The organism is Pseudomonas sp. AB6, from assembly GCF_034314105.1.
Classification (GTDB): domain Bacteria; phylum Pseudomonadota; class Gammaproteobacteria; order Pseudomonadales; family Pseudomonadaceae; genus Aquipseudomonas.
The window spans coordinates 2877626-2893840 of the sequence record NZ_JAVIWJ010000001.1 but is presented as its reverse complement, the minus strand read 5'-3'; the positions used below and the strand labels follow the sequence as shown (position 1 = coordinate 2893840).

The 16215-nt window shown below is 56.1% G+C and carries 12 protein-coding genes; 8 read left to right on the top strand and 4 right to left on the bottom strand.

Translation table 11 applies throughout. The features are described from left to right. Window positions 1–56 precede the first annotated feature (56 nt). Window positions 57–2903, bottom strand: coding sequence for an RNA polymerase-associated protein RapA (rapA, locus tag RGW60_RS13670; RefSeq protein ID WP_322205101.1), 2847 nt, complete (start codon window positions 2901–2903; stop codon window positions 57–59). A 213-nt stretch (window positions 2904–3116) separates the two neighbouring features. Here rapA and RGW60_RS13665 point away from each other — a divergent pair, with 213 nt between their 5' ends. The 3 genes from RGW60_RS13665 to ccoM all read left to right on the top strand — a co-directional run bounded on the left by RGW60_RS13665 (window position 3117) and on the right by ccoM (window position 4005). Next, window positions 3117–3449 carry an aspartate-semialdehyde dehydrogenase gene (locus RGW60_RS13665; protein WP_322205100.1) on the top strand — a complete coding sequence of 111 codons (333 nt, stop codon included), beginning with the start codon at window positions 3117–3119 and terminating at the stop codon, window positions 3447–3449. 130 nt (window positions 3450–3579) lie between these two features. Continuing rightward, window positions 3580–3741, top strand: coding sequence for a hypothetical protein (locus RGW60_RS13660; protein ID WP_322165741.1), 162 nt, complete (start codon window positions 3580–3582; stop codon window positions 3739–3741). A 153-nt stretch (window positions 3742–3894) separates the two neighbouring features. Then, window positions 3895–4005 (top strand): cytochrome c oxidase subunit CcoM, encoded by a 111-nt coding sequence (gene ccoM / locus RGW60_RS13655; RefSeq protein WP_322205099.1) that lies wholly within the window; start codon window positions 3895–3897, stop codon window positions 4003–4005. A 217-nt stretch (window positions 4006–4222) separates the two neighbouring features. On the opposite strand, the gene RGW60_RS13650 is transcribed toward ccoM, so the two are convergent. Both RGW60_RS13650 and RGW60_RS13645 read right to left on the bottom strand, forming a co-directional pair. Next, window positions 4223–4693, bottom strand: coding sequence for a MaoC family dehydratase (locus RGW60_RS13650; RefSeq protein WP_322205098.1), 471 nt, complete (start codon window positions 4691–4693; stop codon window positions 4223–4225). Window positions 4694–4750: 57 nt separating this feature from the next. Further along, complete coding sequence (locus RGW60_RS13645) at window positions 4751–5695, bottom strand: alpha/beta hydrolase (protein ID WP_322205097.1); 945 nt, start codon at window positions 5693–5695, stop codon at window positions 4751–4753. A gap of 201 nt (window positions 5696–5896) precedes the next feature. On the opposite strand from RGW60_RS13645, the gene fadD2 reads away from it, so the two are divergent. Both fadD2 and fadD1 read left to right on the top strand, forming a co-directional pair. Beyond that, window positions 5897–7585 carry a long-chain-fatty-acid--CoA ligase FadD2 gene (gene fadD2, locus RGW60_RS13640; protein WP_322205096.1) on the top strand — a complete coding sequence of 563 codons (1689 nt, stop codon included), beginning with the start codon at window positions 5897–5899 and terminating at the stop codon, window positions 7583–7585. A 334-nt stretch (window positions 7586–7919) separates the two neighbouring features. After that, complete coding sequence (fadD1, locus tag RGW60_RS13635; protein ID WP_322205095.1) at window positions 7920–9611, top strand: long-chain-fatty-acid--CoA ligase FadD1; 1692 nt, start codon at window positions 7920–7922, stop codon at window positions 9609–9611. Window positions 9612–9886: 275 nt separating this feature from the next. On the opposite strand, the gene RGW60_RS13630 is transcribed toward fadD1, so the two are convergent. Continuing rightward, window positions 9887–10267 (bottom strand): MerR family transcriptional regulator, encoded by a 381-nt coding sequence (locus RGW60_RS13630; protein ID WP_322205094.1) that lies wholly within the window; start codon window positions 10265–10267, stop codon window positions 9887–9889. Window positions 10268–10336: 69 nt separating this feature from the next. Here RGW60_RS13630 and RGW60_RS13625 point away from each other — a divergent pair, with 69 nt between their 5' ends. The 3 genes from RGW60_RS13625 to RGW60_RS13615 all read left to right on the top strand — a co-directional run bounded on the left by RGW60_RS13625 (window position 10337) and on the right by RGW60_RS13615 (window position 16127). Continuing rightward, the gene (locus RGW60_RS13625; protein WP_322205093.1) at window positions 10337–10795 is read left to right on the top strand and encodes a hypothetical protein; all 459 of its coding nucleotides are present in this window, start codon (window positions 10337–10339) and stop codon (window positions 10793–10795) included. 140 nt (window positions 10796–10935) lie between these two features. Beyond that, window positions 10936–14847 carry an ATP-dependent RNA helicase HrpA gene (gene hrpA, locus RGW60_RS13620; protein WP_322205092.1) on the top strand — a complete coding sequence of 1304 codons (3912 nt, stop codon included), beginning with the start codon at window positions 10936–10938 and terminating at the stop codon, window positions 14845–14847. Between the two features lie 158 nt (window positions 14848–15005). Then, window positions 15006–16127, top strand: coding sequence for a beta-ketoacyl-ACP synthase III (locus tag RGW60_RS13615; RefSeq protein ID WP_322205091.1), 1122 nt, complete (start codon window positions 15006–15008; stop codon window positions 16125–16127). The last annotated feature ends 88 nt before the right edge of the window (window positions 16128–16215 follow it).

Below are 16215 nucleotides of genomic sequence, written 5' to 3'. Positions count from 1 at the left end.
TGCAGCGAATCAGGCCATTCGGGAAGGCGGCGCGTCAGGTACACCGCTTCAGCCCATCACCCAGCGACCAACACCCGAATGGCTTCCAGGCGCAAAGCCGCTTTGTCGAGCATCGCCAGGCCTTGTTCGCGCTGTTTGCGCAGGGCGATCAGCTCGCTATCACGTACGGTTGGGTTGACCGCTTGCAATGCGGTTAAGCGCGCGAGCTCTTCGTCGGTATCTGCCGCCAGACGACGTTGCGCTTCTGCTACTCGTTCAGCATGCTTTGGCGCGATTCTGGCTTCGCCGGCATTGATCTGCGGATTGAGTACATCCCGCTGTGACTGGATGAACTTGTTGGCGCTGGCACGGGGCACGCTTTCCAGTTGCTCGTTCAGGGTCACGAACGAGACCCTTCCCGACAGGTCGTTGCCATTGGCGTCCAACAAGCAGCGCAGGGCGGCAGGCGGAAGATAGCGGCCCAGCTGCAACGAACGCGGTGCAACCACTTCACTCACGTACAACAGCTCAAGCAGCACGGTGCCGGGCTTCAGCGCCTTGTTTTTGATCAAGGCCACGGCGGTGTTACCCATGGAGCCAGACAGCACCAGGTCCATGCCACCCTGAACCATCGGATGTTCCCACGTGATGAACTGCATATCTTCACGGGCAAGCGCCTGGTTGCGGTCGTAGGTAATGGTCACGCCTTCGTCGTCGCCCAGGGGGAAGCTGGCATCAAGCATCTTTTCGCTAGGGCGCAGGATCAGCGCGTTTTCCGAATGGTCTTCGCTGTCGATGCCGAACGCGTCAAACAGGGTTTCCATGTAAATCGGCAACGCGAATTGGTCGTCTTGCTCAAGAATATCTTCGACCAGCGCTTCGCCTTCACCCGCACCGCCGGAGTTCAACTCCAGCAAGCGGTCGCGGCCGCTGTGCAGTTCGCCTTCGAGACGAACTCGTTCTTCGCGGGCTTCGTCGACCAGCGCTTGCCACTCCGTGTCGTCGCCACTTTCCAGCAGCGGCAGCAGGCGCGGGCCGAAACGGTGTTGCAGGGCGTTGCCGGTGGGGCAGGTGTTAAGAAACGCGTTTAGCGCCTCGTGGTACCACTGGAACAGGCGCTGTTGCGGGCTTGTTTCCAGATAAGGAACGTGCAGTTCGATGATATGTTTCTGGCCGATACGGTCGAGGCGGCCAATGCGTTGCTCCAGCAGGTCCGGGTGTGCCGGCAGATCGAATAGCACCAAGTGATGGGCGAACTGGAAGTTGCGGCCTTCACTACCGATTTCCGAGCAAATCAGCACTTGCGCACCGAACTCTTCATCGGCGAAATACGCGGCGGCGCGGTCACGCTCAAGAATGTTCATGCCTTCGTGAAACACCGTAGCGGGGATGCCGGAGCGCACTCGCAAGGCGTCTTCCAGGTCCATCGCGGTTTCGGCATGAGCGCAGATCACCAGCACCTTGACACGCTTGAGCATTTTCAGCGTGTCGATCAGCCAATCGACACGCGGGTCGAAGCGCCACCAGCGTTGTTCTTCGGCGAGGTCGGGCTGCGACTGGAAGCTGACTTCCGGGTACAGGTCGGCATGTTCGCCAACCGGCAACTCCAGGTATTGAACCGGGCAGGGCAGGGCATAGGGGTGCAGTTTACGCTCGGGGAAGCCTTGTACTGCCGCCCGAGTATTACGGAACAGCACGCGGCCTGTGCCGTGACGGTCGAGCAGTTCACGTATCAGTCGCGCGCTGGCTTCGGTGTCGCCATCGTTGACAGCCGCCAGCAGCGCTTCGCCCGCTTCACCGAGAAAGCCGTGAATGGTTTTGTGGGCTTGAGGCGAAAGCCGGCCCTTATCCAACAACTCCTGAACAGCCTCAGCCACCGGGCGATAGTTCTCGCTCTCGGCACGGAACGCGTGCAGATCGTGGAACCGGTTGGGGTCCAGCAGGCGCAAGCGGGCGAAGTGGCTGTCTTGACCAAGTTGCTCGGGGGTCGCAGTCAACAGCAACACGCCAGGGATGACTTCAGCCAGTTGCTCTACCAGCAGATATTCCGGGCTTGCTTGCTTTTCGTGCCATACCAGGTGGTGGGCTTCGTCAACCACCAACAGATCCCAGCCCGCAGCAAACAGCGCGTCCTGAGCTTTTTCATCATCGACAAGCCATTCCAGTGCGACCAATGCCAACTGGGTGTCTTCAAACGGGTTACTGGCATCGCTTTCGATGAAACGTTCGGCGTCAAACAGCGCCACTTGAAGGTTGAAACGACGGCGCATCTCGACCAGCCATTGGTGCTGAAGGTTTTCCGGCACCAAAATCAATACCCGATTTGCCCGGCCAGACAGCATCTGGCGGTGGATGATCAGGCCGGCTTCAATGGTTTTACCCAAGCCTACCTCGTCGGCCAGCAGCACCCGCGGGGCTATTCGGTCAGCGACTTCGCGAGCTATATGCAGTTGGTGCGCGATAGGTTGCGCACGAACGCCGCCCAATCCCCACAGTGAGGACTGCAATTGGCGGCTGGTGTGTTCAAGGGTGTGATAGCGCAGGGAGAACCACGGCAGTGGGTCGATCTGTCCGGCAAACAGGCGATCGGTGGCCAGACGGAACTGAATGAAGTTCGACAGCTGGGTTTCCGGCAGCGTAACGGCTTCGTTCTGAGCGTTGAGTCCGTGATAGACCAGCAGACCGTCGACGTCTTCGACTTCACGGACGGTCATTTTCCAGTTTTCAAAGTGGGTAATCGTGTCGCCGGGGGAAAAGCGTACGCGAGTGAGCGGTGCATTACGCAGCGCATACTGGCGAGTGTCGCCAGTGGCCGGATAGAGCACGGTCAACAAGCGGCCGTCCTGTGCCAGAACGGTGCCTAAACCCAGCTCAGCTTCGCTGTCACTAATCCAGCGTTGCCCCGGTTGATACTGCTGCGCCATGCTGCCTGACTCCCGCCGTGAAAAAGCCGACTATATTAACGGATCATGTCACTCAAACCAAAGGGCACCGTTAAAACGGCCGTATTCATTAGATATGTGCTGTTGATTTGGTTGCCCAGGCACTTGCTGGCAAGAACATAGTCGAAAGTTTCGTGCCCGGGGTCTCAAGTCGACGAACCGGCAGCCGACAGCCTGCCACAGGAGATCAAATTCATGCTGCCACCCATGCTTCCGCTGAGCGTCGTCCCCGTGACCTCGCAGCTCGATCCGGTCAAGCAACGGCCTGATATTCCACCTGTGGTCCCCGTGCAACCGCCATCCAACGAGAGCACCATTGATCTGCGCAATCGTGACCCTGAGCAAAGCACGCTGATGCTGCGTGAAGAGCAGCGGCGTCGCCAGGAAAAACGCCGCCAAGAGCCGCAAAATCCGCAGGACCACTTGGCCGAGCCGGGAGATTTGCTGAACGCTGATAACACGGTGCCGGTTGTACCGTTGATTGATGATGAACCGAGGCAGGGATTATGGGTGGACGTTGAGGTTTGATTCGCTCAGTAGAGCGCGGCAGTTCAGCGGTCGACAACATTTTGTCGCGTGACAATGTCGTTCATCGCTAGTCACGGCCGTCGTCTGCCCGCATTATTGTCAGCACTCCCGTGTTCACGACGTATAGGCCATGAGCGAAGACGATAAATTGATCGACCTGGGCGCCGAGCGCGCTAAGCGTACACACGACCTGAACGACAAGCGTTTGAATGAAGTCCGTCAGGCTTTTGAGCAAGCTTTGCCTATGGGCAAAGGTAAGAAAAAACCTAAAGGCAAACCGAAAAAGCCTTGATTGCCCGCTTCCCCAGCCCTGTTTTTTGATGCAGATCAGTTAATCGCTGTGCGTCCCGACCTGCAGTGGTCGCCGTTGATCTGCGTCAACTTCTCCCCCCAACACCCTGGTTAACCTTGCCCTATCGAACAGAGTTCATCAGGGGGGGCGGTTATGTTTCTCGATAATGTGGTTGTCGCGGGTGTCTGTACCGTCGGCTTGATGGTTCTGTTTTTCGCAGGGTTTGGACTATTTATCTGGAAGGATTCAAAAAAGCGTAAATAACGCTGGGGTCGGTCCGGTACACGAGCACGCAAGGCACTTTGGGCGACTTCGGTCGCCTTTTTTTCGTTTGCTGAAAAGTGAAAGTGTTTTGTGGGAGCGAATTCATTCGCGAACGCCGTGACGCTGTTGGCCTGACAAACCGCGTCGTATTCTTCCCGAATAAATTCGGTCCCACGCAGGCTGCACAGCCTGCACAGGTGTCAGTACATAGCGCTAATCAACCAATGGTAATGGCTGGCAGCGTCGGTAGTGTGACTGTCTGTTGCTTGCGGGGCGCAAGGATCTCGGCTTCGCCGTCTACCACTAATTCATCACGCTGGTTGAATACGCGAGTCGCGATACGTACACGAAACTTTGGCAGTTTTTCCAGAATTTCCAGGCGTACGGTGAGTGTGTCACCAATCTTCACCGGCTTTTGAAAACTCATTTGCTGGCCAATATAAATAGTCCCCGGTCCTGGCAACTCGCAGGCCACCGCAGCGCTGATCAACGCTCCGCTGAACATCCCATGGGCGATACGCTCTTTGAACATCGTCTGCGCGGCAAACTCAGGATCAAGATGCACCGGGTTGTGATCGCCTGACATGGCAGCAAAAAGTTGGATGTCGCGCTCCTCAACGGTTTTGCTAAAGCTGGCGGTCTGGCCGACTTCGAGCGCTTCGTAAGGGGTGTTGGTAACTTGGGTCATAAGTGTTCCTGTGGCGTGATAATTGACGATCAGCGTGTTGATAAGGTGAAGCCTGGTTTATTCAACGTGCGGTGGTCGAGGATAGGCCAGCGCTTGATCGAGCCATGCGAGTAAATCACGAGTGACTTCGTCCCGGTTGGTTTCATTAAGTAGTTCATGGCGGGCCTGTGGGTAAATGTTCAACTGCAACATACGGTGGCCCGCATGGCTCAAGGCGTGCGCAAGGTCTTTGAGACGCTTGCCCTCGCTCACCGGATCACATTCGCCACCTATTATAAGAAGCGGAAGGTTGGGATCGATTTGCGCGAGATTTCCCGGTTTACTGATTTGTTGGAGGCCCGCCAGCATGTCGATCCAGAGCTGGTTGGTGCAGCGAAAGCCACATAACGGGTCATTAATGTAGTGGTCAACTTCTACGAAGTCGCGGGTCAGCCAATCAAAAGTCGTGCGCGTGGGCTTGAATTTCTTATTAAATGCGCCAAACGCCAACCATTCAATCAGGGCGCTGCGTCCCATACCACCTTGGCGCCAGCGCTCAATCCGAGCAAGCAGGCTGGCGCTGCGATAGAGCGCTACCGGCTGAAAGTTCGATCCACTGAGAATTGCCCCCTGCAGGCTGGTGCTGTGGTGCAGCAGATAAGCCTGAGCAATATAGCTGCCCATGCTGTGGCCCATCAGGAAGATCGGCACCCCAGGGTGTTTTTGTCGAATGTATTGGTTCAGGCTCGCTAAATCGCCGACCACTTTGCTCCAACCTTGGTCATCGGCGTAGTGCCCCAAGGTGCCGTGGGCGGACGTTTCGCCATGGCCGCGCTGGTCGGGCGCAAAGAGTGCGAAACCTTTGGCGCTCAACGCTTGGCCCAACCGCGCATAGCGGCCACTGTGCTCGGCCATGCCGTGAGACAACATTACCACCGCTTTGGGAGCGAGCTGCGGATGCCAGTGATTTATGTAGAGTCGGCTATGGTCACTGGCGTCAAGCCAGAAAGCAGTGTGGTTCATGGCGATTCCTTATGCCTCAAGTGACAGCTATTGAGCAGTGTAGGCTGATGGACAATTCGCAGTCCGATCACCTGCAAGATTCACGCGGTTGATGACGCGCCGCCGGCTATTTGCCTTGTTGGCGTTAACTGCTAACGTCCGGCAAGCCCCGCGCTTGAATACGGCGGGCCAGACATACTCAGGTAAGAGGACAAAAAAACAATGCAACCTGATTTCTGGAACGATAAACGCCCCGCCGGCGTGCTGCCTGAGATAGACCTAAACGCCTACAAATCGGTGGTCGAGGTGTTCGAACGTTGTTGCAAGAAGTTTGCGGACCGTCCGGCTTTCAGCAATATGGGGGTCACAATGACGTATGCCGAGCTTGAGCGTCACTCGGCCGCCTTCACCGCTTACCTGCAACAGCAGACTGATCTGCAGCCCGGCGATCGCATTGCCGTGCAAATGCCTAACTTGCTGCAATACCCCATCGCCGTATTCGGTGCGCTACGTGCCGGGCTGATTGTGGTTAACACCAATCCGCTCTACACCGCCCGTGAGATGCGCCTTCAGTTCAAGGATTCAGGCGCTCGGGCGCTGGTCTACCTGAATATTTTCGGCAAGCTGGTGCAGGAAGTGCTGCCCGATACCGACATTCAGTACCTGATCGAAGTGAAAATGGGCGATATGCAATCGGCGGCTAAAGGCTGGTTGGTCAATACCATCGTCGATAAGGTCAAGAAAATGGTCCCGGCGTTTAATCTGCCTCAGGCCATCTCGTTTAAAAGTGTGCTGAAACTAGGGCGTGGTCACCCGCTAAAAAGCGTCAAGCGCAGCCTCGACGACATCGCCGTGCTGCAGTACACCGGGGGTACCACCGGTTTGCCAAAAGGCGCAATGCTCAGTCATGGCAATTTGGTCGCGAACATGCAGCAGGTGCATGCCTGCTTCTTGCAGCACGGGCCAGATGGCGCCCCGATGTTCAAGGAAGGCCAAGAGGTAATGATTGCGCCGCTGCCGCTTTATCACATCTACGCTTTTACAGCGAACTGCATGTGCATGATGGTTACCGGCAATCACAACGTGCTGATCACCAATCCGCGGGACATTGGTGGCTTTATCAAAGAACTGAAGAACTGGCGTTTCTCGGCGGTGATCGGGCTGAATACGCTGTTCGTGGCGCTAATGGATCACCCTGAATTTAAGAACCTGGACTTCTCCAACTTGAAGTTAACCAACTCAGGGGGCACCGCGCTGGTCAAGGCCACCGCCGAACGCTGGCAGCAATTGACCGGGTGCGGGATCGTTGAAGGTTATGGCTTGACCGAAACTTCTCCAGTTGCCTCGACTAACCCGCATGGTGACAAGGCCCGGTTGGGTACGGTCGGTTTTCCAGTGCCTGGCACTGCATTTAAAGTCATCGATGACAGCGGATTAGAGTTGGGCTTGGGTGAGCGCGGCGAACTGTGCATCAAAGGTCCGCAGGTGATGAAGGGCTATTGGCATCGTGCCGACGCTACTGCTGAGGTATTTGACGCTGAAGGTTGGTTAAAAACCGGTGACATCGCGGTCATCGAATTGGACGGATTTGTGCGCATTGTTGATCGCAAGAAAGACATGATCATTGTCTCGGGCTTCAATGTGTACCCGAATGAAATCGAAGATGTGGTAATGGCTCACCCGAAAGTCGCCAACTGCGCAGTCATTGGTATTCCGGATGACCGCACCGGTGAGGCGGTGAAATTATTCGTAGTGGCCCGAGAGATGGGCGTCAGCATTGAGGAACTGAAAGCTTACTGCAAAGAAAATTTCACCGGTTATAAGGTGCCAAAGCAAATTGTGTTACGTGAGTCATTGCCCATGACGCCAGTAGGAAAGATCCTGCGCCGAGAGCTTCGGGATATCGCCTGATTCATCCCTTCGCTTAAAGTATTGGTCTGTGCGCTGCTCCCATGGGATAAGAACGGCCTTAGGGAGCAGTTTTAATGCAATGATCTCTTTTTTGATGCTATGTAATCCTCCCGTATACCTAACAAACCATCCGATCTAAATGTGACCGATACATGATCATCGGTCACTTTTATGACTGTGCGGGCCTGACTTGGCTCTAGGCGGCACCTGGCAAAGCTGGTACTCTCGGCCCGCTTTTTGACCTATCCGTAAGCAAAAAAACCTGTAACCCAAACAAAAAATCACTGCATTAAAGCGGTGTGTAGAATTCGCTGTCGTTGAGGAGTCGGCTTCCATGATCGAAAATTTTTGGAAGGATAAATACCCGTCTGGCATTGCTGCCCAGATCAATCCTGACGAGTATCCAAACATCCAGGCGGTGTTGGAACAGTCATGCCAACGGTTCGCCGACAAACCCGCTTTCAGCAATTTAGGCAAGACGATCACATACGGTGAGCTGTACCAATTGTCCGGTGCGTTTGCCGCCTACCTGCAGCAGCACACCTCGCTACAGCCAGGTGATCGTATCGCCTTGCAACTGCCCAATCTGTTGCAATACCCGATCGCTGTGTTTGGAGCCATCCGCGCCGGCTTGATCGTGGTAAACACCAATCCGCTTTACACTGCGCGGGAGATGGAGCACCAGTTCAACGACTCTGGCGCCAAGGCGTTGGTGTGTTTGGCGAACATGGCGCATCTGGCCGAGACTGTACTGCCCAAGACCAAAATCGAATACGTCATCATCACCGAAGTGGCTGACCTGTTGCCGCCACTCAAACGGCTGCTGATCAACTGCGTTATCAAGTACGTGAAGAAAATGGTCCCGGCGTACTACTTGCCTAAGGCGATCAAATTCAACGATGTGCTGAGCAAGGGCCGTGGCCTACGGGTTAAAGATGCCTCACCTGCTGCTAATGATGTTGCCGTGTTGCAATACACCGGCGGTACCACTGGCGTGGCTAAAGGCGCGATGCTGACGCACCGCAACTTGATTGCGAACATGCTGCAATGCAAGGCGTTGATGGGCTCCAACCTCAACGAAGGTTGCGAGATTCTGATTACGCCGCTTCCGCTTTACCACATCTATGCGTTCACTTTTCATTGCATGGCGATGATGCTCATCGGCAATCACAACATCCTGATCAGCAACCCGCGCGATCTGTCGGCGATGGTCAAGGAACTGTCAAAGTGGAAGTTCAGCGGATTCGTTGGCCTTAATACCCTCTTCGTAGCCCTGTGTCACAGCGAAGAGTTTCGCAAGCTGGACTTCTGCGCATTGAAAGTCACTTTGTCTGGCGGTATGGCCTTGCAATCAGCAGCGGCTGAGCGTTGGAAGGAAGTGACCGGATGCGAGATTTGCGAAGGTTATGGCATGACTGAAACCAGCCCGGTGGCGACGGTCAATCCGATTCAGAAAATCCAGATTGGCACCATCGGTATTCCAGTGCCATCAACGCTGTGCAAGGTGATTGATGATGCCGGCAACGAACTGGCGCTGGGTGCCACTGGTGAATTGTGCGTCAAAGGCCCGCAAGTGATGAAGGGTTATTGGCAGCGCAAAGAAGCTACGGATGAAATGCTTGACGCTGACGGTTGGCTGAAGACCGGTGACATCGCGATCATCCAACCGGACGGCTACCTGCGCATAGTCGATCGTAAAAAAGACATGATTTTAATCTCCGGTTTCAATGTTTACCCCAACGAACTGGAAGACGTGCTGGCCCTTCTGCCCGGGGTCTTGCAGTGCGCTGCCATTGGTATACCTGATGAAAAATCGGGCGAGGCGATCAAGATGTTCATCGTCGTCAAGCCAGGCATGAGCCTGACCAAAGAGCAGGTTACGGAGCACATGCGTGCCAACGTCACTGCATACAAAGTGCCGAGAATGCTGGAATTTCGCGACGTACTACCGACTACAAACGTCGGCAAAATCCTGCGTCGCGAACTACGTGCTGAAGAACTGAAAAAGTTGGGTTTGACCAAGTAAGGTCTAGACTTTACACCCCCAAGCGCTGCCAATGAGGTCTGTAGCGGTGAGGATATTCAAATAGGGAAACCCATGTACCTCTGTTAACCGACCGGTCCAATTGGAGTATATGTACTCAAAAACCCCACCAGAGGGCGTTTGACCCTAATGGCACATAGTGGGACAGGTGAAATAAAAAAGCCTGACTTACAAGCACTGACTGCTATGTTGGCGCTTTTCGTTGACTTGCTAGCGAAACCAGTTTGGCTATTGTGGCCATGCTGGTGTCTTTGGGCTCAAGACACGTTGTTCATGCCGTTACCGAGCAGGGGACATACCTGCACCGCCCGTTCGGCTAGCGCATTGCGCAGAGCCTGGATTTGAGCGACACGCTCATCCAGCAACGCGATTTTCTGCGCAAACAACTTCCCCAACAGGTCTTTGGACGCACCTTCGTCGCTCCAAAGCAACGGCATATTCTTGCCAATCTCCGCCAAGGAAAAACCGAGCTGTTGCGCCAGCTTGATATACCCCAGCAGCTGTAGAGTTTCCTGCGAGTATAGTCGGTAGCCATTCGCGGTTCGCCGAGGCTGGATCAACCCCTTCTCTTCATAAAACCGTAATGCGTCTAAGGAAACGCCCGTGCGCTTTGCGACCTCTCCAATTTTCATGCTCATAAATGCTCGCATTGACTCTGGACCTAACTCCAGGCTTTAACCTACGGGTCCAAACTGTGAGGGATGACCATGATCAACGCAAATCAAAATCTGAACATCGTTCGGGCTAGCGCCTGGTACGACCTGATAGCCACCACGGCTTTCATTACACCCTGGACGGCGTCGCTTTGCCTCAAAGGCTTCGCAACGTTATCAGAGGCCTTGGCACTCGACCGTTCGGTGCCGACGCTGGACGTCACGGCGATGCTCTTTGCCAACTTACTGGGCAGTGTCGTGGTCATCTGGTCGCTATGGCGCCTCAGGCATCCGAGCCGCACGGTGGGGCTCTACGATGTGTTGACCAGAATCCTCTTCGCTGTATGGCAGCTCTTTGCGGTCGCCAGCGGCGCAAGCTTTCTAATTCTTGGGTTTACGGTATTTGAGATTGCGTTCGCAATCGCGCAAAGCATGCCGGTCGCCGAGAAGTCGGAGCTGAGCAAGCCCGTAGACCAAGAGCGGTCATTGCAAATTTCAAATATTCCTCTATAGATGCGTGCAACTCCCGCGAACGAGGCCGCCGCTCTCCCAACCACTGCATGCAACGCGACAGCGCGGCGACGTACTGCATTGCTCCCCTCAAATCTGCGACAATCCTCGCCTTTGCACCATCAAAAGACTTTGCGCACCTGATGACCGACGAATCGCCTTCTATCGACCAACTGTTTAAAAACCTCGACCACGCGATGATTTCTGATCGTCATCGCTTGCGCCGTCAGTTGCATGAGCTGCGCAAGAAGCCTGATGACCTCAAGCTGGCGCAATGGGCCGGGCGTGCGCAAGCTTCTATCGCCCAGGTCACGGCGCGGCGTGAAAGTCTGCCGGTGATTCGGTATGACGACAGCCTACCGATTGCCGCCAAGCGCGATGAAATCAAGGCGGCGCTGCTCAAGCATCAGGTGTTGATCATTGCCGGCGAAACCGGTTCGGGTAAGACCACCCAGTTGCCGAAGATTTGCCTGGAAATCGGTCGCGGCCAGCATGGCTTGATTGGGCATACACAGCCGCGTCGGATTGCCGCCCGCAGCGTCGCCAGCCGGGTGGCCGAAGAACTCGGTACGCCCTTGGGCGCGTTGGTGGGTTATCAGGTCCGTTTCGAAGACCAAAGCGACAGCAACACCCTGATCAAGTTGATGACCGACGGCATCCTGCTGGCCGAAACCCAGCACGATCGCTACCTGGAACGTTACGACACGATCATCGTCGACGAAGCCCACGAACGTAGCCTGAACATCGATTTTTTGCTGGGCTACTTGAAAACCCTATTGCCGCGCCGCCCGGACCTGAAGCTGATCATTACCTCGGCGACCATCGACTTGCAGCGCTTCTCCGAGCATTTCGACAATGCACCGATTGTCGAAGTCTCTGGCCGTACGTTCCCAGTGGACACCTGGTATCGCCCCCTGACCTCGCAACAGGACGAGGAGGGTAATGCGATTGAAGATGACCTGACTGTCGATCAGGCGATTCTGGCGACTCTGGAAGAGCTGGCAGACTTCGAACGCAGCGAGCGCAAAAGTCCCGGCGACGTACTGGTATTTTTGCCCGGAGAGCGAGAAATCCGCGACGCGGCAGAAATGCTGCGCAAGGCGCAACTGCGCCACACCGAGATTTTGCCGTTGTACGCACGCCTGTCGCCGGCCGAGCAACAGCGAATATTTCAGTCCCATCCGGGGCGTCGTGTGGTGTTGGCGACCAACGTGGCCGAAACTTCGCTGACCGTGCCAGGCATTCGTTACGTGATTGACAGCGGTACAGCGCGGATCAGTCGCTACAGCTATCGCTCCAAAGTTCAGCGCTTGCCGATCGAGGCCGTTTCCCAGGCCAGCGCCAACCAGCGCAAAGGCCGTTGCGGCCGGGTCGAGCCGGGTTTGTGCGTACGCTTGTACAGCGAAGAAGATTTCAACGGTCGGCCGCAATTCACCGATCCGGAAATCTTGCGGACCAACCTCGCCGCCGTGATCCTGCAAATGCTGCATTTGCGTCTGGGCGAGATCACCGACTTCCCGTTCATTGAACCCCCTGACGGCAAAGCCATTACCGACGGTTTCAACCTGCTGCAAGAGCTGTCAGCGGTCAACCGCGACAACCAGCTGACGCCGCTGGGTCGCCAGTTGGCGCGGTTGCCGGTGGACCCGCGCATGGGTCGCATGTTGCTCGAAGCCGCCCACCAAGGCAGCTTGCAAGAGATATTGATCGTCGCCAGCGCTATGTCCGTGCAAGACGTCCGCGAACGTCCGCCTGAGCGGCAGCAGGCGGCCGATCAGGCCCATGCGCAATGGAAAGACATCGATTCCGACTTTGCCGGGCTGGTCAATCTATGGCGCGGCTTTGAAGAGCAGCGCCTGGCCTTGACCGCCAGCCCGCTACGCAACTGGTGCCGAAAAAACTTCCTGAACTACTTGCGCCTGCGCGAGTGGCGCGACTCTCATCGGCAGTTGAGCCTGATCTGCCGCGACTTGCAGCTCACGGTCAACAAAGAACCGGCCGATTACGCCAAGCTGCACAAGGCAGTGCTCTCCGGTTTGCTCAGTCAGATCGGGCAGAAAGCCGAAGAGGGTGACTACCTTGGCGCCCGGCAACGGCGTTTCTGGATTCACCCCTCGTCCGGGTTGGGCAAGAAGCGCCCGCAATGGCTGATGGCCGCTGAGTTGGTCGAGACCACCAAGTTGTATGCGCGCATGGTAGCCAAGATCGATGCGGACTGGATCGAGCCGCTGGCCGGGCATTTGATCAAGAAAAATCATTTCGAGCCGCATTGGGAGAAAAAGCGCGGGCAGGTGGTCGCGTTCGAGCAAATTACCTTGTTCGGCCTGATCGTGGTCGCTCGGCGGCCGGTGCACTACGGCCCGATCGACCCTGCGGTTTCACGGGAATTGTTCATTCGCGAAGGCCTGGTGCGCGGTGAAATTCTATCTCGCGCCAAGTGCCTGACCGCCAACACCAGACTGCTGGAGACCCTTGACGAGTTGGAAGCCAAGGCCCGTCGCCGTGACATCTTGGCCGACGAAGACACGCTGTTCAGCTTCTACGAGGCACGTGTTCCAGCAGAGATTCATCAAACCGCGACCTTCGACAGTTGGTACAAGGTTGAAAGCCAAAAAAATCCTCAGCTATTGATCATGCGCGAGGAAGACGTGCTGGCCCGCGAAGCCAGCGAAATCACAGCGGCGTATTACCCGGACACGCTGCGGTTGGGTGACCTGACACTGGCGTTGAGTTACCACTTTGAGCCGAACCACCCCCGAGACGGCGTAACGTTGCGCGTTCCTGCGCCGCTACTGCCGATGTTGCCCGCCGAGCGGCTGGAGTGGTTGGTGCCGGGGTTGCTGGAAACCAAGTGCATTGCACTGGTGCGCAACCTGCCCAAAGCCACCCGCAAAAATTTCGTGCCGGTGCCGGACTTCATTAAGGCTGCGCTGGAGCGCATTACCTTCGGCGAAGGTTCGTTGCCCCAAGCGTTAGGCCGCGAATTGCTGCGCATGACTGGCGCACGGGTGGCGGACGAAGCGTGGGGCGAGGCGGCTCAGCAGCTCGAAAACCATCTGAAGATGAATCTGGAAATCCTCGACGGCAACGGTAAATTCCTCGGTGAAGGGCGTGAACTGGATGCCTTGACGGCACGCTTCGCCGAAGCCAGCCAAGCCGCGCTTGCCGTGCCGCAGACAGCCAAAAGTCAGCTCCCGGTGGAAGCCAAGGTCTTCGCCCCGGTAGCGCAAAAAACTCAGCAGAACATTGCCGGGCTGTCGATGACGGTCTACCCCGCGTTGGTTGAAGAGTCGGGCACGGTCAAAGAAGGGCGGTTCTCAACACCTGCCGAAGCCGAATTCCAACACCGCCGCGCCCTGCAGCGGTTGTTGCTACAGCAGCTCGCCGAACCGGCCAAATTTCTGCGCGGCAAGTTGCCGGGACAAACCGAGTTGGCGCTGCTGCATCGGGATCTAGGCCGGGTCGATGGCTTGATTGAGGACATTCTGCTCGCCAGTCTCGACAGCTGCATTCTTGACGGCGAAGCCAACCTGCCCCGCGATGGTGCCGGGCTGGCAGGGTTGGCAGAACGCAAACGCGGCGGCTGGACCGAGCACGCCGAGCGTTTGGCGAAGCTGACGCTGGAGATCCTGACCCTGTGGCACGGTTTGCAGAAGCGCTTCAAGGGCAAGATCGACTTGGCCCAAGCCGTGGCGCTCAATGACATCAAATCCCAGCTGAGTCATCTGGTGTATCCAGGCTTTGTCCGCGAGACCCCTATGCAGTGGCTAAAGGAATTGCCGCGTTATTTGAAGTCCGTCGAAATGCGCCTGGAAAAACTTTCCACTCAGGCGCAGAAAGACCGCGTCTGGAGTGGCGAGCTCGCAGGGCTATGGGACCAGTATCAAACCCGCGCCAGAAAGCATGCACAGGAAGGTAAACGTGACGATGAGTTGGTGATCTATCGCTGGTGGATGGAGGAATATCGGGTGTCGCTGTTCGCTCAGCAACTGGGCACTAAAGTGCCGATTTCCGATAAGCGACTGAGCAAGCAGTGGGGCCAGGTCGACAGTTGATAGGTGTCGGGGACTTTGTGCCATTAATGCGCCTCGATAGCGCGGAAATCGGCCCGTTATGGCACACTTCGCGCCTAATTTCTGCATTGGTACGTTGGTGCCAGTGCTCATGACCCGCAGGTCGTTGTCCGCGACGATCAAATAAGAGAGGAACGACCGTGTATAACGTCGTCATCAGTGGCACTGGTCTTTTTACCCCAGCCAACAGCATTTCCAACGATGAGCTGGTGCAGTCGTTTAATGCCTATGTTGCACTGTTTAATTCCGAGAACGCGGCCGCAATCGAAAGTGGCGACTTGCAAGCCTTGACTGAGTCTAACGCGGCCTTCATCGAGAAGGCGTCCGGTATCAAAAGTCGCTTCGTTATGGACAAGGAAGGTATTCTCGACCCAAAACGTATGGCCCCGCGATTGCCGGAACGCTCCAATGACGAGTGGTCAATCCTCTGTCAGATGGGTGTCGCTGCCGCCGAACAAGCGCTCCAGCGCGCTGGCAAGACCGCTGCTGATATCGACGGTGTGATCGTTGCTTGCTCCAACCTGCAACGTGCTTACCCGGCGATCTCCATCGAAATTCAGGAAGCGCTGGGTGTTCACGGTTTCGGCTTCGATATGAACGTGGCCTGTTCCTCAGCTACGTTCGGCATCCAACAAGCGTGCAACACCGTGCAACTGGGTCAGGCCCGTGCAATATTGGTGATCAGCCCGGAAATCTGCACAGGTCATTTGAATTTTCGCGACCGCGACAGCCACTTTATTTTTGGCGATGGGGCGACTGCCGTACTGGTTGAGCGAGCCGATCTGGCAACTTCGCCCCACCAGTTCGATATTGTCAGCACCAAACTGTTGACCAAATTCTCCAACACCATTCGCAACAACTTTGGCTTCCTCAACCGGGCAGCGGAAGAAGGGATTGGTGCGCCAGACAAGCTGTTTGTGCAGGAAGGCCGCAAAGTGTTCCGCGACGTGTGCCCCATGGTCGCTGAGCTGATCGCTACCCATCTGCAGGAAAACAATCTGAACGTTGGTGATATCAAGCGTTTTTGGCTGCATCAGGCCAACCTCAGCATGAATCACTTGATCGTGAAGAAGCTGCTGGGCCGCGAAGCTACGGTGCAAGAGGCGCCGGTGATTCTCGACACTTACGCCAACACCAGTTCGGCGGGTTCAGTCATCGCGTTTCACACCTACCAAGACGACCTGCCGACTGGCGCACTGGCGGTACTCAGTTCGTTTGGCGCGGGGTACTCCATCGGCAGCGTCATTTTGCGCAAACACTAATTAAAATCTGCTGAGCGGCACCCGGACATAAAAAGCCCGGGTGCTATCTTGTTATAGCTTGTTCACACTTTCGAAAACATAACCTTAA